This window comes from Frigoribacterium sp. CFBP 8751, assembly GCF_014841545.1.
Taxonomy (GTDB): domain Bacteria; phylum Actinomycetota; class Actinomycetes; order Actinomycetales; family Microbacteriaceae; genus Frigoribacterium.
In genome coordinates this window covers 392,322-419,014 of sequence record NZ_JACYUB010000002.1, presented here as the reverse complement: position 1 = coordinate 419,014, position 26,693 = coordinate 392,322, and the positions used below count along the sequence as shown (strand labels likewise).

Genomic DNA, 26,693 nt, shown 5'->3' with positions numbered 1-26,693 from the left:
CCTCGGGTCGACGCCGTCGCCGTGGCCGGCGCGGCGACTACCGGGGCAGGGTGCTGACGGGGCCGACGCGGGAGGTCGCGAAGTCGATCGAGGTGACCGTCGTCGCACCGGCCGACAGGGCCACCCGCAGCGCCCCCACCTGGTACGGGCTCGTCGACCACTTGTCGGCCGGCGCGGTGGTCACGACGCCCCCGGGGTAGCCGGCCTGGTCGGGGCGCAGGTTGACGCGCAGCGACAGCACGGACGGCAGACGGGTGGTCAGGGTGCCCACCGCGGTAACGACCGGGGCGAGCGCGGTCGAGAGCGTGGTACCCAGGGTCGTGATCGGGGTGACGAGGGTGGTCGTCAGCAGGCTCGCGATCGACCCCACCAGAGTCGGGGCGGAGTTCGCCAGGGGCGTGAGGAGTCCGTTCAGCACCGCGCTGAGGGCCGCACCGAGACCGAGCACGGGCAACACGGTGCCGGTCACGGACGCCTTGGCGGTCGACGGCGATGCGAGCACCTGTGACAGCGACCCCTGGACGACGACGTCGACCTTGAGGACCGGCACGGCGACTCCGAGCAGCGTCGCGGTGAGGTCGACTCGCAACGCGACGTTCAGGGTCGCTTTGTCGACCGCGGCCCTCAGCGCCGTGACGAGGGACGAGGTGAACCCGTCGAGAAGCCCACTCACCGTCGCCGTGATCGCGTTCATCGCCGTCGCACTGAGCACGATCTCCGTGTTCGGCGCCAGCCCGTTGATGCCACCGGACGGTCCCGACAGCTTGGCCAGGTCGACCGTCACCAGTCCTGTCGCCGGGGTGATGGTCACCGTGCCGTCGGCGCTCGTCAGGGAGCCCGCCACGAGCGGATCGACCGCGGTCTGCAAGTTCAGGCCCGAGATGCTGACGTCGCCGCTGACCGATCCCAGGCTGAGGAGGTTCGTCAAGGCGTTGACCGTGCCCAACACCCCTGTCTTGACAGTGCCAGAGATCGTCCCGTCCACGCCGACGAGTCTCGTAACTGCCGTGTTCAGGCTCGTGACCGTGCTCGACACCTGTCCGGACAGCCCCGCCACCGCCGGGCTGCGCAGTTCGAGCGCGAGACCGGCGACGCCGTAGTCGCGGGTCACGCCCGTCACGCTGCCGTCGCCCCAGATGCGGCTCTCGAGGGCCCGACACCCGTCGAGGGTCGCCGTCGACGCCACCGCCCCCACGGTCAGGTCGGCCCGGTCGAGGGCGGTCGAGGCGGGCAGCACCGAGGTGAGGCCGACACGGGCCGGGCCGGGAAGGGCCGACGCCGGGGTCGTCGACGTCACGCCGAGACCGCCCGAATCGCTCACCAGGCCCGAGGCGGCGGCCGCCGTGCCGGTCGGGGCGACCCGCGTGAACTGGTTCAGCGCCCCGGCCGATCCCGCCGGAAGGTTCGTGCCGAGCCCGGCCAGGTCGAGGCCGACGAGACCCGACCCCGCGCTCGCCGAGAGGGGATTGCGGAAGGTCGTCGTGCCTCCGGCGTCCGTGGTCGGGGCGGGCGACGTCGGCACCGCGGTGACGACGCCGGATCGGGTGCGCGTCAGGTCCGCCCCGCGCACGGCCGCGACGGTGTCGAGGTCGGTGCCGGCCAGGCTGCCGCGCACGAACCGGCTGGACGCGGCGGCCGCGTAGCCGGTGTCGGTGCCGCAGGTGAACTTCGAGGTGCCGACGAGCCCGTACGCGCGCTCGGAGTCGGTCCAGGCGGCGGTCGTCACGGGCGGCGGGGGCACGATGACGGCGCCCACGACGGCGACGACGGCCGCGACCGCGACGACGGCCCGGCGCGCGGTGAGCGCCGCGACCAGACGGCCGGCACCCGTCGGGCGTCGTCGCCCGGCGTGCGTGCCGGTCACGACGTCACCGCCCGGCGTCGTCCCCGGAGGTGCAACGCGAGGCCGACGAGCAGGGCGCCGGCACCCGCGATCGCCGGACCGAGCGAGAGGCCTCCGGTGAAGGCGAGGGAGCGCGGGGCAGCCACACCGCTGAGGGTCACGCCGACGGGGCGTCCGTCGCCGGGGCGTCCGTCGTCCGAGCCGTCGATCGCGGGGCCGGGTGCCGCCTCGTCCGTCGCGTCGGGCCCGGGCTCCGCCGGGTCACCGGGGGTGGCGGTGACGGTGGGTTCGGGAACGGGCTCGGCCGGGAGCGTCTCGACGGGGTCCAGGGCCGTCGCCGTGATGCCGACGCCCACGCGGGCGGTCCGACCCATGGAGGAGGTGTCGTCCGCCGAACGTCCTCCGGCGAGACCGAGGCTGACGAGCACGAAGACCCGGCCCGTGCTGCCGACCGAACGCACCGGCCACGAGGGGCTGCCGTCGACGAACGAGGAGGCGCGGGTCGGGGCGGTCACGGTCCGCGCCCCGGTCGCGCACAGCGGCGTCGTCTCGACCTGCTGCCACTCGACGTCGCAGGTCTCGACCCCCAACGTCAGTCCGGCCTCGTCGTCGACGAGCGAGCCCGAGCTGACCAGCTCGAGGCCGAGGGCCACCCGGTCGCCGGTGGTGACGTCGGTCGCGATCTGCCAGCGACCCGGGGCCGCGGGGGCGATGTCCTCGGTGCCGACCACTTCGTCGGCCAGCACGAGGTGGCCGTCGAGGCCGGTCTCGGGCACGGGCTCGAGGGCCCGGGCGGTGCCGGCCTGGACGGTGAGGGCACCGCCGAGCACGAACGCGGCCGTCCCCACGACGGCCAGCAGCGTCGGCGCGGCGCGGCGCCCGCGGGTGGCGGTCCCGCGGTCCGCACCGGTCGCCGGGTCCACGGTCGTCCTCACCCTCGACGGGCCGCGCCGCGTCGCGTCGGCCAGAAGGCCAGCACGACGGCGGCACCGACGACGGCGACCGCGAGGCCTCGCGCCGGCGGGGTCGACATCGTCGTCAGGACGAAGCCGAGGCCCGGGGCCGAGGCGACGACGATCCGGGCGTCGCGCACGACGTAGGGATCGCGGTCGTCGGTGTCGTTGGCGTCGCCCCGCAGCACGAGGGATCGCGCGGCGGCGTCCCCGGGCACGGCACTCGTCGAGACCACGCGGTGGGTCACCGGGACCTCGAAGCCGGGCCGGGGCACCGTGACCACGTCGCCGGGCCGCACGTCGACCGCGGCGATCGGCCGCGTGACGACGGCACCGCCCGCGGGCACGGTGGGACTCATCGAACCGGTCAGGACGACCACGAGCGACAGGCCGAGGACCGTCGAGACGGCGAGCCACAGAAGGCAGATCGCACCGACGAGGCCGACCACCGACAGCAGGACGGTGCTCGCGACCTCGACCGCACGACGGCGCGGCCGACGGCGACGGCGCTCACGTCGGTCCGCCCGGCGCGGCTCGACCCCGGAGGCCCCGCGTTCCGCTCGGGGCCGGGTCTCGATGTCGACCATCGGTCGGCCCGTCACTCGACGCTGGTCGAGGCGAACTCCCACGCCGGGGCGACCGTGCGGCCCTGAAGGGCCGTGGACGCGGCCGTCGCGGCACTCTGCGGCAGGGTCACCTCGAAGCAGTAGAACTGCGTGCTGGCCGACCCGGCGGCGAGGCGCTGCGGCGCCGTGGCACCGGTCGAGGCGAGCGGACCCGTGCCGATGGTCGTCGGCGCGGTGAAGGCGGCGGCGGTGCAGGTCGGGGCGGCTCCCGTGCCGGAGACCGCGACGGTGGCCACGCGGACCGTCAGCGCGGAGAAGAGCGAACCCCCGGCGTCGGCGACGGTCACGCCCGTCGCGGGGACGGCGGCCCGGACCTGGACGTCGGCCGGGACGGTCGTCGTCGCGGTCGTGCGGAGGGCGACGCCGGCGTAGACGCTCTCGCCGGGGCTCAGGGTCTGGGAGCCCGGGGTGAAGAGCATGGCCTGGCCGGGGTTGGCCTCGAAGTCGGCGAAGCCCGCCGTGTAGGGCGACGTGACGCTCTGCTGCACCTCGAAGGTGCCCGTGCCGATGCCGGGGCCCCCGGAACCGTCGCCGGCGTAGACCCATTCGCTGTCGGTCCAGGCGGCGACCGTGTAACCGAGGCCGCCGACGACGAGGGCACCGCCGGCGGTGAGCGCCGCGATCTTGCGGAGGCGCCGTGGTCTCGGCGTGGCCCGGTCGAGCGTCGCCACGTCGTCGAGGGAGGCGTCGTCGCGAGGGGCGTCGGAGGCAGGGCTGTGCTGCGGCATGGTGGTGCTCCTGATCCGCGCAGCCTGGTGAGGGCGGCGCTCGGGTGGTGCCATGGACGCCCGTGGTGAGCGGGCGGCGTGCCGGGATGCGGCGGCGGCGCGGGATGGTGGGGCCCGGCCGGTGAGACGTGCTCACGTGTGTTGACGACGAGTACACCACCCCCGCGCGGGGGCGACAACCCACCCGTTCGGGGGGCGCCGCAGGGGACGCCGTCCCGGCGTCGGATCAGCGGGCGCCGAGCACCGGGGCCCGGTCGGCGTAGCCGGCCGTCGTGGCGCGCGCGACGGCCGTCGGCAGCGCCGCGAGCAGCGCGTCGACGTCGGCGTCGGTGCTCGTGTGCCCGATCGTCATGCGCAGCGCGCCGCGGGCCGCGTCCGCGGGCAGGCCCATGCCGAGCAGCACGTGCGACGGCTCGGGGATGCCGGCCTGGCAGGCCGAACCGGTCGAGACGCTGACGCCGGCGGCGTCGAGCAGGAACAGCAGCGAGTCGCCCTCGCACCCGTCGAAGGTGAAGTGGGCGTTGCCGGGCAGCCGGTCGACGGGGTCGCCCCGCAGCACCGCCCCGGGCACCGACGCCAGCACCCCGGCGATCAGTCGGTCACGCAACGGCTCGTAGGCCCCGTGCGGCTGCTCGGCCGCGACGGCGAAGGCGACGGCGGCCGGGGCGTCCTGCGTGCCCGACCGCACCTGCCGCTGCTGTCCGCCGCCGTGGATCAGGGGCACGACGGTCGCCGATCGCGACAGCACGAGCGCACCGATGCCGATGGGTCCGCCGATCTTGTGGGCGCTGACGCTGAGCGCCGCGAGCCCGGAGGCCGCGAAGTCGATGGGCACCTGCCCGTAGGCCGCGACGGCGTCCGAGTGCACCGGGACCCCGTGGGCCGCGGCGAGCGCCACGACCTCGTCGACGGGCTGCATCGTGCCGACCTCGTTGTTGGCCCAGAGCAGGCTGACGAGGGCGACGTCGTCGTGCTCGTCGAGGGCCGCGGCGAGGGCGTCGACGCGCAGCCGACCCTGTTCGTCGAGCGGCAGCCAGGTGACGACGGCGCCCTCGTACCGTTCGAGCCACTCGACGGTGTCGACGGTGGCGTGGTGCTCGCCGGCGGGGACGAGGAGGCGCGGGCGCGGTCGGTCGGACTGCCTCGCCCACCAGAGTCCCTTGATCGCGAGGTTGACCGCCTCGGTGCCGCCCGAGGTGAAGACGACCTCGATCGGGTCGCAGCCGAGGGTCGCGGCGACGCGTTCGCGGGCCTCCTCGAGGACGCGCTTGGCGTTCTGGCCGGCCGAGTGGATGGACGAGGGGTTGCCGACCGTGCCGAGCGCCTCGGCGTAGGCGGCGATGGCCGCCGGGTGCATCGGCGTGGTGGCCGCGTGGTCGAGGTAGACGCTCATGTTCGGGTCCTCAGGCTGGGTGGGGCGGTGACGCTCGATGATTTCGGGGCCGACACGCGCCTCCTCTACTGTAAACGCGTGACCGACCCCGACCCCCTGCGCGATCTCGGCATCCGTCCCGGCCCCGACGGGCCGACGCTGCGCGTCTGGTCGGCGTCGGCGTCCCGCGTCGACGTCGTGGTCGACGACGCCCCGCACGACCGTGTCGTCCCGATGGTGCGCGACGAGCACGACGTGTGGAGCGCCACCGACGGCGCCCTCACCCCGGGGCGTCGCTACTGGCTGCGCGCCGACGGTCCCGCCGGGGGCGGCAACGCCTTCGACCCGTCGCTCGAGCTGCTCGACCCGTACGCACGCGGCCTCGGTCGCACCGGACGCGGCACGTGGCAGTCGACCGTCGTCGACGAGTCGTTCGACTGGGGCGGGGTGGCGAAGCCCCGCACGCCGCTCGACCGGGTTGTCGTCTACGAGGCGCACGTCCGCGGCCTGACCCGGCTGGCCCCGTTCGTGCCCGAAGAGCTGCGGGGCAGCTACGCCGGCCTCGCCGCCGAGTCGACCATCGCCTACCTGACGGGCCTCGGCGTCACGGCCGTGCAGCTGCTGCCGGTGCACCAACACGTCGACGAGCAGCGCCTCGTCGCACAGGGCATCGAGAACTACTGGGGCTACAACACCCTCGGCTATTTCGCCCCGCACGCCGCCTACGCGAGCCGCGACGCGCAGCTGGCCGGCGCCTCGGCGGTCCTGCGCGAGTTCAAGGGCATGGTGCGCCTGCTGCACGAGGCCGGCATCGAGGTCTACCTCGACGTGGTCTACAACCACACCGCCGAAGAGGGCGAGGTCGGCGGCCCGGTCACGAGCCTGCGCGGTCTCGACGGGTCGGCCTACTACCGGCACGACGCCGAGGGGCGGCCGGTCGACGTCACGGGGTGCGGCAACTCGCTCGACACGAGCACGCCGGCCGCCTCGCGGCTCGTGCTCGACTCCCTGCGGTACTGGGCCGACGAGGTGCAGATCGACGGGTTCCGCTTCGACCTCGCCGCCACCCTCGGTCGCGGCGCGGACCACGTCTTCGACCCCGAGCACCCGCTGCTGCACGCGATCGTCGACGACCCCGCCCTCGAGGGCGTGAAGATGATCGCCGAGCCGTGGGACGTCGGCCTGGGCGGCTGGCAGACCGGCGCGTTCCCCGACGGCTGGATCGAGTGGAACGACCGGTTCCGCAACCGGGCCCGCGACTTCTGGCTGACCGACATCGCCGCCGCCCGCTCGCAGGGCGCTCCCCCGTCGGGGCTCGGCAGCTTCGCCTCCAAGCTCAGCGGGTCGAGCAACGTCTACGCCCACGAGCGTGGTCCCCTGTCGGGCGTGAACTTCGTCACGGCGCACGACGGCTTCACCCTGCTCGACCTCGTCTCGTACGACGGCAAGCACAACCTGAGCAACGGCGAGGGCAACCGCGACGGCACCGACGACAACCGGTCGTTCAACCACGGCGTCGAGGGCGACAGCGTCAACCCCTGGATCTCGGACGCCCGCCGCCGGTCGATGCGCAACCTGCTCGCCACCCTCTTCGTGTCGGCCGGCATCCCGATGCTGACCGCCGGCGACGAACGCGGTCGCACCCAGCACGGCAACAACAACGCGTACTGCACCGACAGCGAGCTCACCTGGGTCGACTGGTCCGACGAACCCTGGCACCGGGCCCTCCACGACGACGTCGCCACGCTGACCCGGCTGCGGGCCGAGAACCCCGCCCTGCGACCGTCGAGGTTCGGCCTCGACGGCGCCTGCACGCTCAGCGCCAACGAGATGTCGTGGCATTCGGCCTCGGGCGACGAGATGCGTCCCGACGAGTGGAACGACCCCGGCGTCCGCACGATGCAGTACCTCGCGGCCTCGACGCCCGAGCACGAGGCCCCCAACACGGTGCTCGTCGTGGTGCACGCCGCCGAGACCGCCGTCCCGGTGACGCTCCCCCGGCACGACGGGGTGACGGCGTACGAGGCGCTCTGGTCGAGCGACGACCGCAGCCTGCCACAGGCGTCGGCCCCCGGTGACGACTTGCTCGTCTCGGGGCCGACCGTGGTGGTGTTCCGCGCCACGACGGTCGAGTCCACCCCGTGAGCACGAAACACGCAGGAGGCGCGCGCGGCCCCGCCACGCCGGCCACCGTCGCGCTCACCGCGGCCGGCATCCCGTTCACGGCCCACACCTACGAGCACCACGACACGGCGACGAACTTCGGCGAGGAGGCCGCCGCCGAGCTCGGCCTGTCCGTGGACCGCGTCTTCAAGACCCTCGTGGTCGACGCCGACGGCACCCTCGTCGTGGGCGTCGTCCCCGTGTCGGGCCGACTCGACCTCAAGGCGCTCGCGGCCGCCGCCGGGGCGAAGAAGGCCTCGCTGGCCGAGCCCGCCCTGGTCGAACGTCGCACGGGCTACGTCGTCGGCGGCATCAGCCCGCTGGGCCAGAGGACCGCCGCGACGACCGTGGTCGACGCGAGCGCCGCCTCCTTCGCCTCGGTCTTCGTCAGCGGCGGGAGGCGCGGGTTCGACATCGAGATCGCTCCCGACGACCTCGTGCGCGCCACCGGGGGCACCTACGCGGCGATCCGTCGCGACTGACCCGTGCCGCGCCTCCTCGGATCTGCCGCCACGCCGCCACGAAGTGAACAATCCGCCACGCGAAATCGTGGCGGGATGTCGACCTCGTGGCGGGATGGCCGAATGCGGCACGGGCGACGCGGGCTAGGGTCGGGCGCATGAACGGCAGCCCGGCCCGGATCGAGGGCACGCTCACCTCGTGGGACGACGACCGCGGCTTCGGGTTCCTCACCCCGACCTCGGGACGGGGCCGCGCGTTCGTCCACATCACGGCGTTCGGCCGCGGCACCGCCCGACCGCGGCTCGGCGAGACGTTCTCGTACGAGGTCGACCGCCACGGTGACCGAGGCCCGGCGGCCGTGCGGGTGTCCGCCGTCGGCTCGCGCTGGTCGGCGCCTCGGGCCCGGGCACCCCGTCCCACGCGGTCCGGCACGGTCGCCCTCGTCGTCGGGCTGGTGGTCGCGCTCGGCGCCGCCGCAGCCGTCTGGACCCTGACCCGCGACTCGACGTCCCCGCGACTCGACGGACTCGCGCCCTGGCTGGTCGGCGGACTCGTCGGCGTCAACGCGCTGACGGCCCTCGTCTACGCACTCGACAAGTCCGCGGCCCGCAGAGGACGGCGCCGCACGCCGGAGCGGACGCTTCTGCTGCTCGGCCTGCTCGGCGGCTGGCCCGCGGCCCTCGTCGCCCAACAGCTGCTGCGCCACAAGACGAGCAAGCGGTCGTTCCAGCTCGCCTTCTGGGCCACGGTCGCGGTCGACGTGCTCGTGGTCGCCCTCACGCTCGCGCTCCTCCGCTGACCCTCGGCGAGCTCAGACCCCAGGCATCCGCCGAGACCCCGGTTCGCGCACGGGGGCCTCGGCGAGATCCTGGGGTCTCGCGGCCTCAGACGAGCTGCTTCTCGCGGGCGAAGTGGCAGGCGGCCGTATGGTCGGCGCCGTCGCGGCCGTGCGGCAGCATCGTGGGCACCTCGTCCTCGCAGCGCGACCGCTGCGCCTCGGGCAGCATCGCGTAGAGCGGGCAGCGGCTGCGGAACCGGCAGCCGGTCTGCTTGACCGTCGGCGTCGGCGGGTCACCCGGCAGCACGATGTGCTCACGTGCCCGCTCCTTGACCGGGTCGGGCACGGGCACGGCCGACAGCAGCGCCTGCGTGTACGGGTGCAGCGGGTGCTCGAACACCTCGTCGACCGGGCCCGTCTCGACGGTGCGTCCGAGGTACATCACCGTGACGCGGTCGGCCACGTGGCGGATGACCGAGAGGTCGTGCGACACGAACAGGTACGACAGGTCGAGCTTCGCCTTGAGCTCGGCCAGGAGGTTCAGCACGCCGGCCTGGATCGACACGTCGAGCGCCGACACCGGTTCGTCGAGCACGATCAGCTTCGGATCGGCGGCCAGCGCCCGCGCGATCGAGATGCGTTGCCGCTGCCCGCCCGAGAACTCGTGCGGGTAGCGCGTCGCGGCGGCGGGTTCGAGCCCCACGAGGCGCATCAGCTCGGGCACCCGACGCGACACCTCGTCGCGGGGCCGACCGATGGCGAGCAACGGCTCGGCGATGATGTCGCTGACCGGCTGCCTCGGGTCGAGGCTCGCCATCGGGTCCTGGAAGACCATCGACACCGCGCCGCGCAGGCGCTTCACCGTCGATCCGTCGAGCTTGCGGTCGAGGGCCGTGCCGAGCAGTTCGACGGTCCCGGCCTCGGGCACCCGGAGGTCCATGATCTCGTGCAACGTCGTGCTCTTGCCCGAGCCGGACTCGCCGACCAGGCCGAGCGTCTCGCCCTCGCGCACGTCGAGGTCGACCCCGTCGACCGCCCAGACGCTGCCCACGCGACGTTTGAAGACCGACCCCTTGGTGAGCGGGAACGTCTTGACGAGCCCGTCGACGTGCAGCACCCGGTCCCGCGACGCCCGCGGCACCGCAGCCAGGCCGGAGGTCGGCACGGGCGGCAGGTCGTAGACGTCCTCGGGGTCGGTGCCCTCGCCCACCAGCTGGTCGGCGTGCAGGCACGCCGCGCGGTGACCCGCCTCGACCGCCGGGGCCTGCTCGAGCGCGGGCTCGTCGACTCGGCACTCGGCCGTCACCAGCGGGCACCGTGCCGCGAACGGGCACCCCGGGGCCAGCGAGAGCAACGACGGCGGCGTCCCCGGGATCGGCACGAGCGGCTGGTCCGACCGCTGGTCGAGCCGCGGCAGCGCGCCGATGAGACCCACGGTGTAGGGCATGCGCGGGTGGGCGAAGAGGTCGTCGGCCGTCGCCGTCTCGACGACGCGGCCGGCGTACATCACGGCGATGCGGTCGGCGAACCCGGCGATGACGCCGAGGTCGTGGCTGACGAACAGCAACGCGGCCCCGGTCTCGCGCTGCGCCGTGCGCAGCACCGAGATGACCTGGGCCTGGATCGTCACGTCGAGGGCCGTGGTCGGCTCGTCGGCGAGGATGACGTCGGGGTCGTTGGCGATCGCCATGGCGATCATCGCGCGCTGCCGCATGCCGCCCGAGAACTCGTGAGGGAACGAGTCGACGCGTCGCTCCGGCTCGGGGATGCCCACGAGTCCCAGCAGCTCGATCGCCCGCTCGCGGGCCTGCTTCTTCGTGCCGCCGCGGTGGATCAGCACGGTCTCGGCGATCTGCTGACCCACCGTGTAGACGGGGGTGAAGGCCGAGAGCGGGTCCTGGAAGACCATGGCGATGCGCTTGCCGCGGATCGCCGACATCGCCTTGTCGCCGCGGCCGAGCAGTTCTTCGCCGTCGAGCGTGATCGAGCCGGTGACCTTGGCGGTGGCCGGCAACAGCCCGAGCACGGCGAGGCTCGTGACCGACTTGCCCGAGCCCGACTCGCCGACGATGCCGAGCACCTCGCCGCGGCGCAGCGTCAGGTCGACGCCGCGCACGGCGCGCACGTCGCCGTCCGGGGTCGGGAAGGTCACGGTGAGGTCGTGCACCTCGAGCACCGGAGCCGAGGAGGCGCGGGTGCGGTCGACCGGTTCGGTGAGCGTCATGCGCGCTCCCCCTTCTCGTCGTTCGTGCGGGTCGGTGCCGGTGAGCCGACGTCGGCCCCGGGGGCGGGGCTCGCCGCCTCGGAGACGCCGCCGGTGCGTCCGAGCGGCGCCGCGCCTCCTCGGCTCTCGGCCGTCCGACCGCGGGTGCGGCGGCGGCGGCCCGTTCGGCCCGCCGTCGAGGTCGGGTCGAGTGCGTCGCGCAGCCCGTCGCCGAGCAGGTTGCTCGCCAGGGCGAACACGATGAGCGCACCGGCCGCGAAGAAGAACAGCCACGGCTTGGTGGTCGCCGCGCTCTGGTTCTGGGCGATCAACGTGCCGAGCGAGACGTCGGGCGGCTGGACGCCGAAGCCGAAGTACGACAGCCCCGACTCGGTGAGCACCGCGGCGCCGATCGCGATGGTGGCGTCGATCACGAGGAAGGACGCGACGTTCGGCAGGATGTGTCGCACGATGATCGTGAAGTGGCCGATGCCCATGTACCGGGCGGCCCGGATGAACTCCCGCTCCTTGATGCTGAGGGTGAGCGAGCGCACCACACGGGCCGTGATCATCCAGCCGAAGAGGGCGAGCAGGGCCACGAGGATCAACCAGCCGTACTGCTTGAGGCGCGGCGAGAGGATCGCGATGATCAGGAACGACGGCAGCACGAGCAGCAGGTCGACGAACACCATCACGGCCCGGTCGATCCAGCCGCCGAAGTAGCCCGCCATCGCGCCGAGCATGCCGGCGATCACCGTCGAGAACAGGGCGACCAGCAGACCGATCAGCAGCGACTTCTGCAGGCCCCGGGCGGTCTGGGCGAAGACGTCCTGGCCGATGTTGTTCGTGCCGAACCAGTGCGCGCCGCTCGGTGGCGACGACAGGGCCGTGTAGTCGATGTAGTTGTAGGCGTACGGCGAGACGAGCGGGCCGACGAAGGCGAAGACGAAGAGCAGCACGATCGTCACGAGGCCGACGGTGGCACCGCGATTCGCGAAGAGCCGCCGGAAGGTCAGCACGAGGCGGTTCGGCGACGTCGCCGCGACCTCTTCTCGCGACTCGGGCACGACGGCGTCGGACGGCCCCTCGAGCAGGTCGGGTGTGAACCGGGTCATGGGGCGGCCCTACTTCTGCGCTCGGACGCGCGGGTCGAGCACCGCGTTGAGCACGTCGGACACGAAGCCGGCGAGCAGCACGACGACGGCGCTGTAGAGGGTGTACGTGACGACCACGTTGATGTCGTTGGCCTGGACGGCGTCGATGAACCAGGCGCCGAGGCCGTTCCACGCGAAGATCTTCTCGGTGAAGGTGGCTCCCGTCAGCACGCCGAGGAACGCGAAGGCGAACAGCGTCGTCATGGGGATCAACGCCGTGCGCAGCCCGTGCTTGAAGATGGCCGGGCGACGTCGCAGTCCTTTGGCGCGGGCGGTGCGGATGTAGTCGGCCTGCAGCACGTCGAGCATCGTCGCCCGCTGGTACCGGCTGTAGACGGCGATCAACCCGACGCCGATCGAGATGGTCGGCAGCAGGAGGTGGGCGATGCGGTCCCACGCGATCGTGGCGAGCCCGCCGGTCAGGTTGGGGGTCGCCTCGCCCGTGAAGGTGATCAGCTGGTACCCCAGGACGTCGTTGAGCTTCGTCGCCCCGATCTTGAGCAACACCGCCGTGAGGAACACCGGCGTCGAGATCAGGACGAACGACAGCACCGACGACACCCGGTCCGAGAACGCGTACTGCCGGATGGCGTTCCAGGTGCCGACCACGACCGCGAGCACGATGCCGAGGATCGACCCCACCAGCAGGAGGCGCAGGCTGACTCCCAGCCTCGGCCCGAATTCCGCCGCGACCGGCTTGTCCTGGATGGTCTGCCCGAGGTCGCCGGTGACCGCGCCACCGAGCCAGTGGACGTACCTCTCGCCGAGGGGGTCCTTGTCGTTGACCCCGATCGAGCTGAGCTTCGCGTCGACGATCTCGGAGGACGGACGCGGGTTGCGGTCCGCGTACACGGAGCGCGGGTTGAGGGTCGCCGAGGCGAGGAAGTAGGTGAGCGACGTCGCGATGAAGACCAGGGCGACGTAGTACACCAGCCGGCGGGCGAGGAATCGAGCCATGGCAGATCACACTAGACGTACCCCGCGACCCGACCAGCTGGCCAGGTTTCGAGCGTGTAACAAATTCACATGAAAGTTTGCGTGGATTCAAGGCGTCCGTACATTTGGGCACACGCGGTCAGCTCTCGGGAGGTGTCGCGACGCGTGCCCGCACGAGTCGATGACGATGCAGCATCCCGTCTGATCAGCACTTTTCACCACCCTTCAGTTCGGAGTGCCATGAAGATCACGAAGAAGCTCGGCCTCGCAGCCGGCCTCGTCAGCATCGCCCTCGTCGTCACGGCGTGCAGCGGTGGCGGCGGCGACGACGGCGACGGGGCTGCCAAGAACGGCCAGTTGTCCCCCGACGGCGACATCAACGCCACGGCGGCGGCCGACGTCGAGCAGGGCGGGACGCTGACCCTGCCGCTCAGCCAGCTGCCCTCGCAGTGGAACTACGGCCAGCTCGACGGCGCCCTGGCCGACGCCTCGCTGATCGAGAGCGCCGTGCTGCCCCAGCCGTTCCGCATCGACGAGAAGGGCGTCGCCCAGATCGACGAGAACCTCGTCACGAGCGCCGAGGCCACCAGCGAGGACCCGCTGGTCGTGACCTACGACATCAACCCCGACGCGGTGTGGAACGACGGCACCCCGATCACGGTCGCCGACTTCCAGGCCTGGAAGACCGCACTGGACGGCTCGAACCCCGAGTACCTGGTGGGCAGCACGCTCGGCCCCGACCGCATGGCCTCGGTCGAGGCGGGCTCGAGCGACAAGCAGGTCGTCGTGACCTACTCCGAGCCGTTCTCGGACTGGAAGAGCATGTTCGCCCCGCTCTACCCGGCGAGCCTCTACAACGACCCGAACGCCTTCAACACGGCCTACGTCGACACCCTGCCCGTCTCGGGCGGCCCGTACGAGGTCGAGAAGATCGACACGACCGCGCAGACCGTCACCATCGTGCCGAACGACAAGTGGTGGGGCGACGCCCCCAAGCTCGACTCGGTGGTCTTCCGCGCCCTCGACAGCGACGCCGACGTCGACGCGTACCTGAACGGTGAGATCGACTTCGTCACGGGCAACTCGTCGGAGCGCTACGACCGCCTGAAGGACGCGAAGGACACCGACATCCGAGCGGCACCGTCGGCTCGCTACACGCACGTCGACTTCAGCACCAAGGGCGTGCTCGCCGACGAGAAGATCCGTCAGGCGATCCAGCACGCGGTCGACCGCGAGGCACTCGGCAAGGTCATCACGGGCACCCTGCCCTACGAGCTGACCACGCTGAACAACCACCTCTTCCTCAGCACCGACGGCGCCTACCAGGACAACGCGAAGGAGACCGGGAACTACGACGTCGACGAGGCGAAGAAGATCCTGGCCGACGACGGGTGGGAGCTGAACGGCGACGTGCTCGAGAAGGACGGGAAGCAGCTCGAGATCGCCGTGACGATCCCGTCCGGCACCCCCATCTCGCAGCAGCTGTCCGAGGTCATGCAGAGCCAGCTCGCCGCGGTCGGCATCAAGCTGACGATCAACGCCGTCAGCGTCGACTCGTTCTTCGAGGACAACGTCACCCCGGGCAACTACGACATGACGATCTTCGTCTGGGCCGGCACCGGCTACCAGGCGTCCGGCGTCAGCATCTACAACTCGGACGAGCAGGGCCAGAACTACGGCCGCGTATCGAGCCCCGAGATCGACGACCTGCTCAGCCAGGCCGTCGCCGAGGGCGACCCCGAGAAGGCCGCCGACCTGTACAACCAGGCCGACGAGAAGATCTGGGAGATCGGGCACTCGATGCCGATCATCCAGGCGCCGTACATCTCGTTCCAGAGCCCCAAGCTCGCGAACTTCGGCGCCCGCGCCGGGGCCAGCGACGTGGACTGGACGGTCGTCGGCTTCACGAAGTAGACGCCTCCCCCGGGCCCGTCCGGCCCCTCGCTCAGCGCGGGGCCGGACGGGCCTTCCGCGTCCGCGCCCGCCGACGCTGTGCCTCGACCAGGCCGGTGGCCAGGGAGTAGCCCGCGTAGCCCAGCAGGGCGATCGCCAGCAGCGGCACGATCCACGACCGGGCGTCGCCGTTCACGACCTGGTTGACGAAGCCGAGCCAGGGCAGCGAGTACCACAGCGTCCCGCGGATCTGCTCGGGCAGCACGAGGGCGGCGTCGGGCTCGGAGTTGTTGTCGCCCTTCGTGACGAAGGCCGTGCCGCCGTCCGACGACGACACGATCTCGATCACCCGGTGGCTGATCACCTCGGGTCGTCCGCTCTCGATCTGGTACGTCACGACGTCGCCGATCCGGATCTCGTCGACCGGCGTCGGCTTCACCACGATCAGGGTGCCCGGGGGCAGTCGCGGCTCCATCGAGCTGGTCAGCACGGTCAGCGGCGTGGCCCCCGCGACCTTCGGCACGACGATCAGCACCGTCGCGAGCCCGAGCACGAGGACGAACAGCCCCGCGCTGAGGCCGAGGCCGAGCGCGTGCAGCAGGCCCTTCTCCCGCACGGCGGCACGGCGGCCGCTCACGACTGCTCCCCCGCGGTGTCCTCGTCGCCCGGGCGGCGCCGGCCGACCGCCACGAACGCACCCGCCAGCACGGCGATCGCCGCGATCAGCAGCGGCAGCCAGCTGCCGCGCAACGGCACGGGCACGAAGTCGTCGAGCACGTCGAGGGCGTGGACGGGCAGCTCGGTGTCCGTGCCCGACGCGTCGGTGGTTCCGTCCGATCCGCCGTCGCCGACGGAGGACGCCGCCCCGCCGGCCTCACCAGCCGAGGAGGCGCGGGGCGTCACCGCCTCGATCGTCGCGCTCGAGACGCGGTCGCCCCCCGCGCCTCCTGCGCTCGTGTCGGTGTCCGTGTCCGCGCCCACGTCCGCCGCACCGGCGGTCCCGGCCGACGCGCACCCCGCCGGCACGGCCGCCCCGGCCAGGCCGGTGAGCGTGACGAGCACGCCGAAGTCGAGGGTCTGGTCGCCGGTGCCGTCGGCGGCGGAACCGTCCAGGGCGACCGAGACGGTGACCGGCACCTCCTGCCCCGCGGCGAGCCGGACGGGCGCGAGCACGGGGGTGCAGCCGTCACCGGCCAGGGTGACGGGCGGCAGGTCGCCGACGTCGAGGTCGGAGTGCGAGCTGACCGTGACCGCCTCGGCGAAGGCGGGCGACGAGGTCGTGACGTCGACGAGGCGGGCGCTGAGCGCGGCCGGCTCGCTCGAGAGGTTCTTCACCCAGAAGGTGCCCGTCGTGCTCGCCCCGGGGACGAGCCGCAGGTCGTCGCCGAACAGCGCCGAGTCGAGGCGGCCCTGCCAGTGCTCGCCGTCACCGCTGACCATCAGGCGGGGCGCGGCGGCGGCCGTGGCGGGAGCCGCGGCCGACAGGACGCCGCCGGTGGCGACGAGCACCGCGACGACGACCGCGATCGCCCGGCCGCCGGTCACCCGCACTGGATGTTCCTCGTCCCGTACTGGTCGTAGACCACCTTGAGCGTGCCGACGGCCATGAGGTCGGTCGGCTGGCCGTCGACCATCACGCGGATGTCGACGCTGATCAGGCCGTCGCCGAAGGGGTCCTTCGGCACGTTGTCGCGGGTGAAGGCGAAGTGCGGGTAGTCGCCGGTCTGCTCGTTGTTCGAGACCCGGGTGCTGCCGACGTAGGTCGCGTAGCGGGTCGCGGTCGCGCGGGTCGACGGGTCGAAGTCGAGCCACGCGTAGGCCTCGCCGTCGGTGCGGCAGACCGCGGTCTGCGCGGGGACGATCGTGTTGTTCTGCACGATGCGGCGGTCCTGCGGGGTGGCGGTCCACGACCCTGCGGCCAGCGACACGGTGAGGACGGGGTTGACGCGTCCGGTGGGCGACGAGGTCGCGATCGAGGTGCGGAGACACCAGGTCGCGCTGGCCTTGGCGGCGAGGCTGCCCGACAGGTTCGGCGCGGCCGACCAGGTGCCGCTGACGCTCCCCGAGCCGACGGCCGCCGTCGAGGTGCAGGCGGACGCCGCGGACACGGGCCAGCCGACGACGGCGATCGACGCGGCGAGGTCGGCGGAGCTTCCCGAACTCAGGCTGCCGCGCGTCGAGTACGTGGCCGCGACCGTGCCCGAGTTCGTGAAGGTCCAGGGCGCCGTGAGCGACCGGGTCGATCCGGAGTAGTCGGCCTGCAGGCCGTCGACCGTGCCGGCCGTGAGCCCGACGGCGCCGGCCTTGACCTGCTCGGTGAGGGTGGCGGACGCCGTCCAGAGAGCCGAGGCCGCCCCTCCGGAGGCCAGGGCGACGCCGACGATCACGCCGACGACGACGGCGGCCAGGACCGAGCGCACGCCGGACCGGGGCCGTGGGCCCATCGCGTGCCGCCGTCCGCTCACGACGCGGCGCCGGGTCACGGGGCCACCTGCGTCCCGGTCAGGACGAGCCCGATCGACGAGGTCTGGTTCTGCAGGGTCGCCGGCACGTCCGAGTCGAGCGTGACGACGACGCAGCCGGTGACGGTGACGCCGGCCGGCAGCGTGAAGTAGCCGCTGCCGGTGTCGAAGGTCGAGGGCCTCGCCGAGTACCCGCCGACGCCCACGACGCAGTCCGCGGACTTCGTGACGGCGGCCAGCGTCACGGTGAGCTCGCCCGGCAGGGCGGATGCCGACGCCGTGGTGGTCCCGGCCGACACCCGCATGGCCAGGGCGACCGAGCCCGTGTTCGTCGCGCTGAACGTGCCCGCGGTGGCGCCGCCGGGGCCGAGGGCGGAGGTGTCGAGGGCCTTGACGCCGCCGACCGAGAGTCCCGCCGTGCCCGACGCGACCGTGACGGCCGTGGGGGCGACCGCGGAGTTCCACAGCGCGTACGTCCCGCCGGTCGCCACGAGCGCGACGGTGACCGCCCCGGCCACGATCGCCGTCCCCGCCCACAGCGAGCGCAGCGGACGACGGGACGAGGAGGCGCGCTCGGGCGAGCGGTGACGCGCGCGTCCGCCGGGCTGTCCGGTCAACGTCTCACCCCCTGGTGGTCGGTCGTGCGATGCGGTGGCCCGTGAGCCCCTGGTCGGGCGGGTCGGACGGGAGGGGGCGACCGGACCGCGTCGGGTGCGGTCCGGTCGCCGGTCGGAGAGGCGGGGTGCGGCGGCCGTCGGGCCACCGGCACCGGCTACGCGATGGCGCGCTGCTTGAGCGTGAAGGTCAGCTTGCTCAGGTCGAGGGTGCCGCCCTGGCTCGCGGCGTCGGACACCGTCGAGGGCAACTCGACGACGAAGGTCGCGACGGCCGACGTGCTGCCGGCGGACACGGGGGCGACGACGTAGCTGCCGGCCGTGCTGCCCGCGGTGACGCCGGACGGCAGGGTCGTGGAGCCGGCGGCCGTCGAGAGGGTCAGCGTGTTCGTCACGTACGGCTTGAGGCTGCCGGTGACCGAGGCCGCGTCGTAGGTGAGGTCGGCCCGCAGGTCGTTGCCCGAGGCGGCGATGGTGATCGGCTGCGTGAACTGCAGCTTGCTGCCGGGGACGATCTTGTAGGCGGCGACCTGGGCGGCCGTCAGGGCCGTGCTGCGACCGTTGGTCACGTCGGTCCAGCTGCCCGCCGACGACTGGGTGAGCGAGAGGGTGCCCGAGGCGACGCTGGCGGCGTTGACCTCGGTGCTGGCGTTCCAGAGGGCGAAGGTCCCGGCGCCGCCGAGGAGGAGGGCGATGCCGGCGGCACCGGCGACGGCACCCTTGACGAGCTTGTTCATGTGGGTCCTGTTCCGCACGCCGAGGCGCGCTCGAGCACCGCCGTGCGCCGTCGGTCGGGTCGACGTCGGGGTGGCACACGGCGATGCAGGGGCTGTCGGCTCCGGGTCGGGCGACCGATCGATGTCGTCGGGCGCCGGGCTCTCGAGGAGTTCGGGTTCTTCGGGCGGGCAGGCCGCGACGACAGATCCGACATTACGCGGTCCCCCGAAATGCCGACAGGCCATCCATGCCGATGCATGCACCCAGTTGGGGGGACAAAACGGACCGTGACGTCTGTCGGTGACAGGGTGGACACGCGTTTGTACCCCGAAATGCGCGAACCGCACCCCGATCCGCCCCCGGCACCCCGTCCGGGGCCCGGGTCGCGTCAGGGTCGGGACCGGGCGGGCCAGACCGGGTACGGTCGACAGCGTGGCGACAGCATACGAACCCAGAGTCGGGCGGATCCCCATCACGGGCCTCACCCCGACGACACCCGACCGAGTGTTCCCGACGAAGGCCTTCTCCGGCGAGGTGGTCACCTTCGGGGCGACCGTCTTCCGCGAGGGCCACGACCTGATCGGGGCCGACCTCGTCACGATCGACCCCGAGGGCGCCGAGACCCGGCACCGCATGGTCGCCGGCATCCCCGGCACCGATCGGTGGACGGCCCAGGTGCAGCTCGAGACCGAAGGCGACTGGGCCTGGCAGGTCGAGGCCTACACCGACGACTGGGCCACGTGGCTGCACGCGGCCGAGATCAAGGTGCCGGCCGGACTCGACGTCGAGGTCACCTTCGCCCTCGGCAGTCGACTGCTGACCGACGCCGTCGACGAGTACCCCGACACGACCCTCATCCGCGACGCGGCCAAGGCACTCGCGAATCCCGCCCTCTCCCCTGCCGCGCGCCTCCGCGTCGCCACCGACCCGCGCCTCGCCGCTGTCCTCCTGGTGAAGCCGCTCGCGAGCCTCGTCACGCGCAGCGCGCCCGAGGCACTCCGCGTCGAGCGGAGCCGTGCCGGCCTCGGCAGCTGGTACGAGTTCTTCCCCCGCAGCGAGGGCGCTCGCAAGCAGGCCGACGGCACGTGGAAGAGCGGGACGTTCCGCACCGCGGCCCGCCGGCTCCCGTCGATCGCCCGCATGGGCTTCGACGTCGTGTACATCCCGCCCGTCCACCCGATCGGCACGACGTTCCGCAAGGGCCCGAACAACTCGCTGACCGCCGGTCCGGCCGACCCGGGCTCGCCGTACGCCATCGGCTCGGCCGACGGCGGGCACGACGCGGTGCACCCCGACCTCGGCACCGTCGCGGACTTCCGCTGGTTCGTCGACGCCGCGAAGAACGCCGGCCTCGAGCTCGCCCTCGACCTGGCGCTGCAGTGCTCGCCCGACCACCCCTGGGTCACCGAGCACCCCGAGTGGTTCACGACCCTGCCCGACGGCACGATCGCCTACGCCGAGAACCCGCCCAAGAAGTACCAGGACATCTACCCCCTCAACTTCGACAACGACTACGAGGGCGTGAGCCGCGAGGTGCTGCGCATCGTGCGGCACTGGATCGAGCTCGGCGTCACGATCTTCCGCGTCGACAACCCGCACACGAAGCCGGTGCGCTTCTGGGAGTGGCTGCTGCACGAGATCCGGCAGACGAACCCCGAGGTGGTCTTCCTCTCGGAGGCGTTCACCAAGCCGGCCATGATGCAGGCACTGGCGCAGGTGGGGTTCCACCAGTCGTACACGTACTTCACCTGGCGCAACGAGAAATGGGAACTCGAGGAGTACCTCGACGAGCTGTCCAAGGAGACGAGCGCCTGGCTGCGCCCGAACCTCTTCGTCAACACGCACGACATCCTCACGCCCTACCTGCAGTTCGGCGGACCCGCGGCCTACAAGATCCGGGCCGCGATCGCCGCGACCGCTTCTCCGACCTGGGGCGTGTACTCGGGTTACGAGCTCTTCGAGGACGTGGCGCGACCGGGCAGCGAAGAGAACATCGACAACGAGAAGTACGAGTACAAGCCCCGCGACTGGGCCGCCGCCGAAGAGGCCGGGGCCTCGCTCGCGCCGTACCTGACGCAGCTCAACCGCATCCGCGCCTCCCACCCGGCCCTGCGTCAGCTGCGCAACCTCGAGATCCACTCGAGCGACGACGAGTCGATCCTCGTCTTCTCGAAGTACCTGTCGCGTGCGCACACCCGCAGTGGACGCGCCGACGGCATCATCGTGGTCGCGAACGTCGACCCGCACTCCGCGCGCGAGACGACCGTCCACCTCGACGTCACGAAGTTCGGGTTGCAGCCCGGTGGCACCTACACCGTGCGCGACCTCATCACCGGTCAGTCGTGGACCTGGGGCGACGACAACTACGTCCGACTGGACGCCTTCGTCGAACCGGTGCACGTGCTCTCCGTCGACCTCAACCGAGCCCCGTAGGAGCGCCCCGATGACCACCACTCCCCCGACCGGCCCCGACGCCGGCCTCGACCAGGGCACCGACACCCGGGTCGACCCTGCCGAGACGAGCGACACCGACGGCCTGTTCTCCCTGGGAGACGACGAGGTCTTCTCCGCCGCCGCCGGCACCCACGGCCACCCGCACGCCGTCCTCGGCGCCCACCCCCGCGGCGGCCGCACCGCCGTCCGCGTCGTCCGACCGCTGGCCGAGACGGTCACCGTGACCGGCGCCTCCGGGGCGTCGTTCGCGCTCGAGCACGTGGCCCACGGCCTCTGGCAGGGCGTCACGAGCGAGCCCGTCGGCGCGTACACGATCGAGGCGACCTACGAAGGAGGCGCGGCGTGGGTCTCCGACGACCCCTACCGTTTCGCCCCCACCGTCACCGAGTTCGACCTGTACCTCTTCGGCGAGGGCCGCCACGAGCAGCTCTGGAAGATGCTCGGCAGCCACGTGCGCGAGCACGAGGGCGTGACCGGCACCTCGTTCGCCGTCTGGGCGCCGCACGCCCGTGCCGTCCGCGTGAAGGGCGACCTCAACGGCTGGGACGGCGAGCGGCACGCCATGCGCCGCCTCGACGGCAACGGCGTCTGGGAGCTCTTCGTGCCGGGCGTGACGGACGGCATCTACAAGTACGAGGTGCTCACCCCCGACGACGTCTGGGTCGAGCGCGCCGACCCCATGGCGCGCACCTCCGAGGTGCCGCCGCTCACCGGCTCGGTGATCACCAAGGCCGCCCACGCCTGGTCCGACGACGCCTGGATGGCCTCCCGCGCCGAGAACGACGTCCACGCCGGCCCGATGAGTGTCTACGAACTGCACGTCGGCTCGTGGCGACCCGGGCTGAACTACCGCGAACTGGCCGACCAGCTGATCGAGTACGTCGGCGAGCTCGGCTTCACCCACGTCGAGTTCATGCCGCTCGCCGAGCACCCCTTCGGTGGCTCGTGGGGCTACCAGGTCACCGGCTACTACGCCGTGACCAGCCGTTTCGGCAGCCCCGACGACCTGCGGCACCTGATCGACCGGCTGCACCAGGCCGGCATCGGCGTGATCATGGACTGGGTGCCCGGGCACTTCCCGAAGGACGAGTGGGCCCTCGCGAAGTTCGACGGCCGCGCCGTCTACGAGCACTCCGACCCGCGCCGCGGCGAACAACCCGACTGGGGCACGCTGGTCTTCAACTTCGGCGACTCGCAGGTGCGCAACTTCCTCGTCTCGAACGCGCTCTACTGGCTCGAGGAGTTCCACATCGACGGGCTGCGCGTCGACGCCGTGGCCTCGATGCTCTACCTCGACTACAGCCGCAACGAGGGCGAATGGCTGCCGAACGAGTTCGGCGGACGCGAGAACCTCGAAGCCATCAGCTTCTTGCAAGAGGCGAACGCCACGGCCTACAAGCGCCACCCGGGCATCGTCATGATCGCCGAAGAGAGCACCAGCTGGCCCGGCGTCACCCGCCCGACCAGCGAGGGCGGCCTCGGCTTCGGCCTCAAGTGGAACATGGGCTGGATGCACGACACCCTCGGCTACGTCGCGGAGGACCCGCTCTACCGCTCGCACCACCACGGCGAGATCACCTTCTCGTTCGTGTACGCGTTCAGCGAGAACTTCATGCTGCCGATCAGCCACGACGAGGTCGTGCACGGCAAGGGGTCCCTGCTCAACAAGATGCCCGGCGACGAGTGGCAGAAGCTCGCCAACGTGCGGGCCTACCTCGCGTACATGTGGGGCCACCCCGGCAAGCAGCTGCTCTTCATGGGCAGCGAGTTCGGGCAACCCGGCGAGTGGAGCGAAGAACGAGGGCTCGACTGGTGGATCCTCGACCAGCCCGCCCACCAGGGGCTCCACGGCCTGGTGGCCCGCCTCAACGAGGTCTACCGCGACGAGCCCGCTCTCTGGGCGCACGACTTCGACACCGACGGCTTCGAGTGGATCGACGGCGGTGCCGCGCAGCACAGCGTCGTGGCCTTCATGCGCAAGTCCGGCTCGGGCGAGTCGATCGCCGTCCTGGCGAACTTCTCGGGTGAGCCGGTGCGCATGCGCTTCGGTCTGCCCGCGGCCGGTCGCTGGGACGAGATCCTCAACACCGACGCCGAGGTCTACGGCGGTTCGGGTGTCGGCAACTTCGGCGGCGTCACCGCGACCGACGACCCCTGGGCGGGACGCCCCGCCGCGGCCGACGTGCAGTTGCCGCCGCTCGGCGTCGTCTGGCTCAAGCTGCGCCGCTGAGCCACGGCCTCTCGACGACGGAACCCCCGCCACCCTTCCGGGTCGCGGGGGTTCCGTCGTCCACGCAGGAGGCGCGGCTCAGTACAGCAGCATCGCCAGACGACGGCGGGCGGTCGCCACCCGGGGGTCGTCCACCCCGACGATCTCGAAGTACTCGAGGAGGCGAGCCCGGGCCGCGTCACGACCCTCGGGGTCGAGCGACGGGAAGACGGTCAGCACGCGGTCGAAGGCGTCGTCGATGTGGCCGCCGCTGAGGTCGAGGTCGGCCACGTCGAGCTGGGCGTCGAGATCGGTGGGGGCGGCGGCGGCCGCCGCACGGACGTCGGCCAGCGACGCGCCCTGCAGCCGCTCGAGCAGCGAGACCTGGGCGAGACCGGCCACGGCCAGCTGGTCACGAGGATCTTGGGCGATGGCGGTCTTGTAGGCCGTGATCGCCGCGGCGTAGTCGCCCCGGTCGATCGCGTCGTAGGCGTCCTGGTGGTGCGGGGGCAAGGGCTCGGGCGCGGGCTCGACCTCGTCGGCCTCACCCACCGGGGCGCCGTCGACGACCGCGGTGCCCGTCACGCCGTTCTGCGCGGCGAGCTCGAGCACCTGCTCGAAGACGTCGCGCACCTGGGCCTCGGGCAGGGCTCCGACGAAGAGCTGCACGGGTCGGCCGCCGATCACCGCGGCGACCGCGGGGATCGACTGGGCCTGGAAGGCCTGCGTCAGCTGGGGGTTCGCGTCGACGTCGACCTTGACGAGCAGCAGGCGGCCCGCGTACTCGCCGACCAGCTTGTCGAGGACCGGCGAGAGCTGCTTGCACGGGCCGCACCACTCCGCCCAGAGGTCGACGATCACCGGGACGGTGTTGCTGATCTCGAGGACCTGCGTGAAGGTGGCGTCGGTCGCGTCGAGCACGAGGCCCGGCACCGCGACCTGACCGGCGGCCGGGGCCGGGGCGCCACCCGCGCCTCCCGCGGTCTCGCCGCCGACGGGCGAGCCGTCCGACGGGCCGGCCGGGGCCGGGGCCGGCGGGCGGTTGACGAGCGACGAGAGGTCGACGGCGCCGCGGAGACCTGCGGGAACGGGGGGAAGGTTGGTCATGGCAGCTCCTTGGCAGAGGTGAGGGCCTGGCTGAAACCGAGCAGGACGATCGGGTCGTCGCTGCCGACGGGCGGGACGGAGAACAAGAGTTCGACACCGTAGGTCGCCTCGATGCCCTTCGACGACTCGTCGAGGCCCAGCAGGGTCTTGACGGTGCCCTCGGGGTTGACCTTGGCGCCGGTGGCCGTCGGCTTGACGGTCTCGATCTCGTTCAACGCGACCGAGACGATGGCGCCGGCGTCGTTGGTGGCAAACGCGACCGGGGTCTCGTCGTCGGCCTGCGACGTGTAGTCGATCGACGCGGTGGTCGGCAGGGCCGCCCGCTTGGCGTCCTTGTAGGCCTTGCCGATCTTCTCACGAAGGCTGTCGCCGTCGGTCTGGAACTGGGCGGCGTACTGGCTCTCGTCGCCGTTGCGCAGGATGTCGCCGTAGGCCTCGGCCAGCTGGTCGGGCTGCAGCTTGAGCAGCTTGACGTCGGGCGAGAGCCGGGCGGCGCCGATCGACGCGGGGGCGACCGTCAACGGGGTCTGCGTCTGCAGGCTGACGGCGTACTCGACCTTGTACGGGTCTCGGGCGGTCTCTTGTTCGAGCGTGAGGGCGACGGGTGCGACGCTCGTGTCGGCGTCCTGCACGACGACGAACGCCGACCGTGGCCACGAATCGGCCTGCTGGGGCAACGTGAGCGTGACGGTGCCGGTCGGGATGGCCAAGGGGGCGGCGGCCGCGGCGTCCTTGGAACGGATCGTGTAGTTGGCCTGGCGCTGTTCGAGCGCCGGACCCGTGAAGCGGGTGGCCGCGAGATCGGCGTTCAGCGAGGCGTCCGCCTCGGTCGCGGTGGCCGAGATGCGTTCGACGATCCTCTTCGCCTGGGCGACGCTGATCACGGGGGGCTGCAGCGCCGTGCCCTGGTCACCGGACTCGGTGCCATCGGTCGAGGTGGGCGTCGGCGTCGGGGTGGCCGAGTCGAAACCGGCCGCCGGCGCCTGCTGGGGCCAGTAGTCGGCGGTGCAGGCCGACAGGGCGAGCGACGAGACGAGCACGATCGGTGCCACGGCGAAGAGACGACGGATGGCGCGGGCACGACCACGTCCGGGGGCGAGCGTCTCGGTGCCGGCGGCGTCGAGCGCCTTGACCGCCTTGCGGCCGGCCCGACGCGACAGACGGGGTCGCTTGCCGTCGCCCGAGCGCCGGCGCGGGCCGCGCGTGCGTCGGTGGTGCAGGATCGCCCAGACGTACAGGCCGATGCCGATCAACAGGACCACGAGGCCGCCGACGATCAGAGGGCCGGCCAGCGGCGTCGCGGTCGAGAGCGGCCAGGTGATGCGGACGTCGGCCGGGGCCGGCTGCGTGCCGTCCGAGACGATGACGAGCGAGACGTCGTCGGGCGCGTCGAGCGAGAAGGTGAGGTCGCTGCCGGTGAACTGGTCGAACCAGAGGTCGGAGTCGGTCGGGTCGGGGACCTCGGTGGTGTCGCCGGCGACCGTGCGGCTGGCGAGCTCGCCGGTGGTCTGGTCGTACTCGACCTCGTTGTAGCTCGCGTCACCCACCCAGCCGAGCACGTCGGACGTGCGGCCGTAGGCGGCGAAGGCGGTGTCGCCACCCGAGACCGACACCGTCTGACGCCCGTCGTGACCGTGCAGTGCCGAGGCCGGGACGACCGTCACGGTCGCGTCGGAGTCGCTGGTGTCGACCTGGGACGACACGCTCGGCGGGGGCGCGAAGACGGTGCGTTGGGCGAAGCCCAACGCCACCATCACCGCCGCCAGGACGACGACGACGACTGCGACGATGAAACGCACGTTTCTCTCCCTCCGAGCCACCATCCCGGTCGGGGCGCCAGGAACCGTCGTGGTCGACGACGGGCCTCGCACGAGCCTGGCCAGGAGGCCGGGCGCGGCAGCAGAATTTAAGACGGCTCAGCGTATCCGACGAGGCTGAGAGGCGCCTAACCTGTCGGTCGGCGTCCGTCGAGGGCATCCCACTAGCATCGTGTCGCGGGCCGCGCTCCCCTGGCCCGAA

General features: G+C 72.3%; 21 protein-coding genes. 6 read left to right on the top strand and 15 right to left on the bottom strand.

The window, feature by feature from the left end; all coding sequences use genetic code 11:
* Window positions 1–37 precede the first annotated feature (37 nt).
* The 5 genes from IFT88_RS07770 to IFT88_RS07750 all read right to left on the bottom strand — a co-directional run bounded on the left by IFT88_RS07770 (window position 38) and on the right by IFT88_RS07750 (window position 5,543).
* On the bottom strand, window positions 38–1,864 hold the full coding sequence (locus tag IFT88_RS07770) for a choice-of-anchor G family protein (RefSeq protein ID WP_192119836.1): 1,827 nt from the start codon (window positions 1,862–1,864) through the stop codon (window positions 38–40).
* Window positions 1,861–2,766 carry a hypothetical protein gene (locus IFT88_RS07765; RefSeq protein WP_192119834.1) on the bottom strand — a complete coding sequence of 302 codons (906 nt, stop codon included), beginning with the start codon at window positions 2,764–2,766 and terminating at the stop codon, window positions 1,861–1,863. The genes IFT88_RS07770 and IFT88_RS07765 overlap by 4 nt, the downstream gene beginning before the upstream one ends.
* Window positions 2,767–2,774: 8 nt before the next feature.
* Window positions 2,775–3,383, bottom strand: a complete 609-nt coding sequence (locus IFT88_RS07760; protein WP_052505125.1) for a signal peptidase I — start codon at window positions 3,381–3,383, stop codon at window positions 2,775–2,777.
* An 11-nt stretch (window positions 3,384–3,394) separates the two neighbouring features.
* Window positions 3,395–4,150: an acyl-CoA dehydrogenase gene (locus tag IFT88_RS07755; RefSeq protein ID WP_199859014.1), complete on the bottom strand. Its 756-nt coding sequence runs from the start codon at window positions 4,148–4,150 to the stop codon at window positions 3,395–3,397.
* Between the two features lie 226 nt (window positions 4,151–4,376).
* Window positions 4,377–5,543 (bottom strand): cysteine desulfurase family protein, encoded by a 1,167-nt coding sequence (locus tag IFT88_RS07750; protein WP_043593654.1) that lies wholly within the window; start codon window positions 5,541–5,543, stop codon window positions 4,377–4,379.
* 78 nt (window positions 5,544–5,621) lie between these two features.
* Here IFT88_RS07750 and glgX point away from each other — a divergent pair, with 78 nt between their 5' ends.
* The 3 genes from glgX to IFT88_RS07735 all read left to right on the top strand — a co-directional run bounded on the left by glgX (window position 5,622) and on the right by IFT88_RS07735 (window position 8,946).
* Entirely contained in the window at window positions 5,622–7,667 is a 2,046-nt protein-coding gene (gene glgX, locus IFT88_RS07745; RefSeq protein ID WP_192119832.1) for a glycogen debranching protein GlgX, read from the top strand.
* Window positions 7,664–8,167 carry a Cys-tRNA(Pro) deacylase gene (gene ybaK / locus IFT88_RS07740; protein WP_192119829.1) on the top strand — a complete coding sequence of 168 codons (504 nt, stop codon included), beginning with the start codon at window positions 7,664–7,666 and terminating at the stop codon, window positions 8,165–8,167. Before glgX ends, ybaK begins: the two co-directional genes overlap by 4 nt.
* Before the next feature lie 137 nt (window positions 8,168–8,304).
* Complete coding sequence (locus IFT88_RS07735) at window positions 8,305–8,946, top strand: DUF1294 domain-containing protein (RefSeq protein ID WP_192119822.1); 642 nt, start codon at window positions 8,305–8,307, stop codon at window positions 8,944–8,946.
* Window positions 8,947–9,031: 85 nt separating this feature from the next.
* On the opposite strand, the gene IFT88_RS07730 is transcribed toward IFT88_RS07735, so the two are convergent.
* The 3 genes from IFT88_RS07730 to IFT88_RS07720 are packed head-to-tail and all read right to left on the bottom strand — an operon-like array spanning window position 9,032 to window position 13,239.
* Window positions 9,032–11,149 carry an ABC transporter ATP-binding protein gene (locus IFT88_RS07730; protein WP_043593646.1) on the bottom strand — a complete coding sequence of 706 codons (2,118 nt, stop codon included), beginning with the start codon at window positions 11,147–11,149 and terminating at the stop codon, window positions 9,032–9,034.
* Window positions 11,146–12,243, bottom strand: coding sequence for an ABC transporter permease (locus tag IFT88_RS07725; RefSeq protein ID WP_137847006.1), 1,098 nt, complete (start codon window positions 12,241–12,243; stop codon window positions 11,146–11,148). The genes IFT88_RS07730 and IFT88_RS07725 overlap by 4 nt, the downstream gene beginning before the upstream one ends.
* Before the next feature lie 9 nt (window positions 12,244–12,252).
* A complete protein-coding gene (locus IFT88_RS07720) occupies window positions 12,253–13,239 on the bottom strand; it encodes an ABC transporter permease (protein WP_043596267.1) in 987 nt (328 codons plus the stop codon).
* Window positions 13,240–13,458: 219 nt separating this feature from the next.
* Here IFT88_RS07720 and IFT88_RS07715 point away from each other — a divergent pair, with 219 nt between their 5' ends.
* Window positions 13,459–15,132: an ABC transporter family substrate-binding protein gene (locus IFT88_RS07715; protein ID WP_043596268.1), complete on the top strand. Its 1,674-nt coding sequence runs from the start codon at window positions 13,459–13,461 to the stop codon at window positions 15,130–15,132.
* Window positions 15,133–15,163: 31 nt separating this feature from the next.
* On the opposite strand, the gene IFT88_RS07710 is transcribed toward IFT88_RS07715, so the two are convergent.
* The 5 genes from IFT88_RS07710 to IFT88_RS07690 all read right to left on the bottom strand — a co-directional run bounded on the left by IFT88_RS07710 (window position 15,164) and on the right by IFT88_RS07690 (window position 18,924).
* A complete protein-coding gene (locus IFT88_RS07710) occupies window positions 15,164–15,748 on the bottom strand; it encodes a signal peptidase I (protein ID WP_082452258.1) in 585 nt (194 codons plus the stop codon).
* Window positions 15,745–16,656: a hypothetical protein gene (locus tag IFT88_RS07705; RefSeq protein ID WP_192119821.1), complete on the bottom strand. Its 912-nt coding sequence runs from the start codon at window positions 16,654–16,656 to the stop codon at window positions 15,745–15,747. Before IFT88_RS07705 ends, IFT88_RS07710 begins: the two co-directional genes overlap by 4 nt.
* The gene (locus IFT88_RS07700; RefSeq protein WP_192119819.1) at window positions 16,653–17,594 is read right to left on the bottom strand and encodes a hypothetical protein; all 942 of its coding nucleotides are present in this window, start codon (window positions 17,592–17,594) and stop codon (window positions 16,653–16,655) included. Before IFT88_RS07700 ends, IFT88_RS07705 begins: the two co-directional genes overlap by 4 nt.
* Window positions 17,591–18,190, bottom strand: coding sequence for a TasA family protein (locus tag IFT88_RS07695; RefSeq protein WP_192119818.1), 600 nt, complete (start codon window positions 18,188–18,190; stop codon window positions 17,591–17,593). The genes IFT88_RS07700 and IFT88_RS07695 overlap by 4 nt, the downstream gene beginning before the upstream one ends.
* A 155-nt stretch (window positions 18,191–18,345) precedes the next feature.
* On the bottom strand, window positions 18,346–18,924 hold the full coding sequence (locus IFT88_RS07690; RefSeq protein WP_192119816.1) for an alternate-type signal peptide domain-containing protein: 579 nt from the start codon (window positions 18,922–18,924) through the stop codon (window positions 18,346–18,348).
* A 412-nt stretch (window positions 18,925–19,336) separates the two neighbouring features.
* Between IFT88_RS07690 and IFT88_RS07685 the strand changes: the two genes are divergently transcribed.
* Together IFT88_RS07685 and glgB are read left to right on the top strand one after the other, a co-directional pair.
* Window positions 19,337–21,337: a maltotransferase domain-containing protein gene (locus tag IFT88_RS07685; RefSeq protein WP_192119814.1), complete on the top strand. Its 2,001-nt coding sequence runs from the start codon at window positions 19,337–19,339 to the stop codon at window positions 21,335–21,337.
* Window positions 21,338–21,347: 10 nt separating this feature from the next.
* Entirely contained in the window at window positions 21,348–23,588 is a 2,241-nt protein-coding gene (gene glgB / locus IFT88_RS07680; protein WP_192119812.1) for a 1,4-alpha-glucan branching protein GlgB, read from the top strand.
* Between the two features lie 78 nt (window positions 23,589–23,666).
* On the opposite strand, the gene IFT88_RS07675 is transcribed toward glgB, so the two are convergent.
* Together IFT88_RS07675 and IFT88_RS07670 are read right to left on the bottom strand one after the other, a co-directional pair.
* Window positions 23,667–24,674 (bottom strand): tetratricopeptide repeat protein, encoded by a 1,008-nt coding sequence (locus tag IFT88_RS07675; protein WP_192119810.1) that lies wholly within the window; start codon window positions 24,672–24,674, stop codon window positions 23,667–23,669.
* Complete coding sequence (locus IFT88_RS07670; RefSeq protein ID WP_192119808.1) at window positions 24,671–26,473, bottom strand: hypothetical protein; 1,803 nt, start codon at window positions 26,471–26,473, stop codon at window positions 24,671–24,673. Before IFT88_RS07670 ends, IFT88_RS07675 begins: the two co-directional genes overlap by 4 nt.
* Between the last annotated feature and the right edge of the window lie 220 nt (window positions 26,474–26,693).

Coding starts and splice junctions, on each gene's coding strand:
- IFT88_RS07760 (WP_052505125.1), bottom strand. CDS start 3,383: ATGGTCGACATCGAGACCCGGCCCCGAGCGGAACGCGGGGCCTCCGGG.
- IFT88_RS07755 (WP_199859014.1), bottom strand. CDS start 4,150: ATGCCGCAGCACAGCCCTGCCTCCGACGCCCCTCGCGACGACGCCTCC.
- IFT88_RS07750 (WP_043593654.1), bottom strand. CDS start 5,543: ATGAGCGTCTACCTCGACCACGCGGCCACCACGCCGATGCACCCGGCG.
- IFT88_RS07735 (WP_192119822.1), top strand. CDS start 8,305: ATGAACGGCAGCCCGGCCCGGATCGAGGGCACGCTCACCTCGTGGGAC.
- IFT88_RS07730 (WP_043593646.1), bottom strand. CDS start 11,149: ATGACGCTCACCGAACCGGTCGACCGCACCCGCGCCTCCTCGGCTCCG.
- IFT88_RS07725 (WP_137847006.1), bottom strand. CDS start 12,243: ATGACCCGGTTCACACCCGACCTGCTCGAGGGGCCGTCCGACGCCGTC.
- IFT88_RS07720 (WP_043596267.1), bottom strand. CDS start 13,239: ATGGCTCGATTCCTCGCCCGCCGGCTGGTGTACTACGTCGCCCTGGTC.
- IFT88_RS07715 (WP_043596268.1), top strand. CDS start 13,459: ATGAAGATCACGAAGAAGCTCGGCCTCGCAGCCGGCCTCGTCAGCATC.
- IFT88_RS07690 (WP_192119816.1), bottom strand. CDS start 18,924: ATGAACAAGCTCGTCAAGGGTGCCGTCGCCGGTGCCGCCGGCATCGCC.
- glgB (WP_192119812.1), top strand. CDS start 21,348: ATGACCACCACTCCCCCGACCGGCCCCGACGCCGGCCTCGACCAGGGC.
- IFT88_RS07675 (WP_192119810.1), bottom strand. CDS start 24,674: ATGACCAACCTTCCCCCCGTTCCCGCAGGTCTCCGCGGCGCCGTCGAC.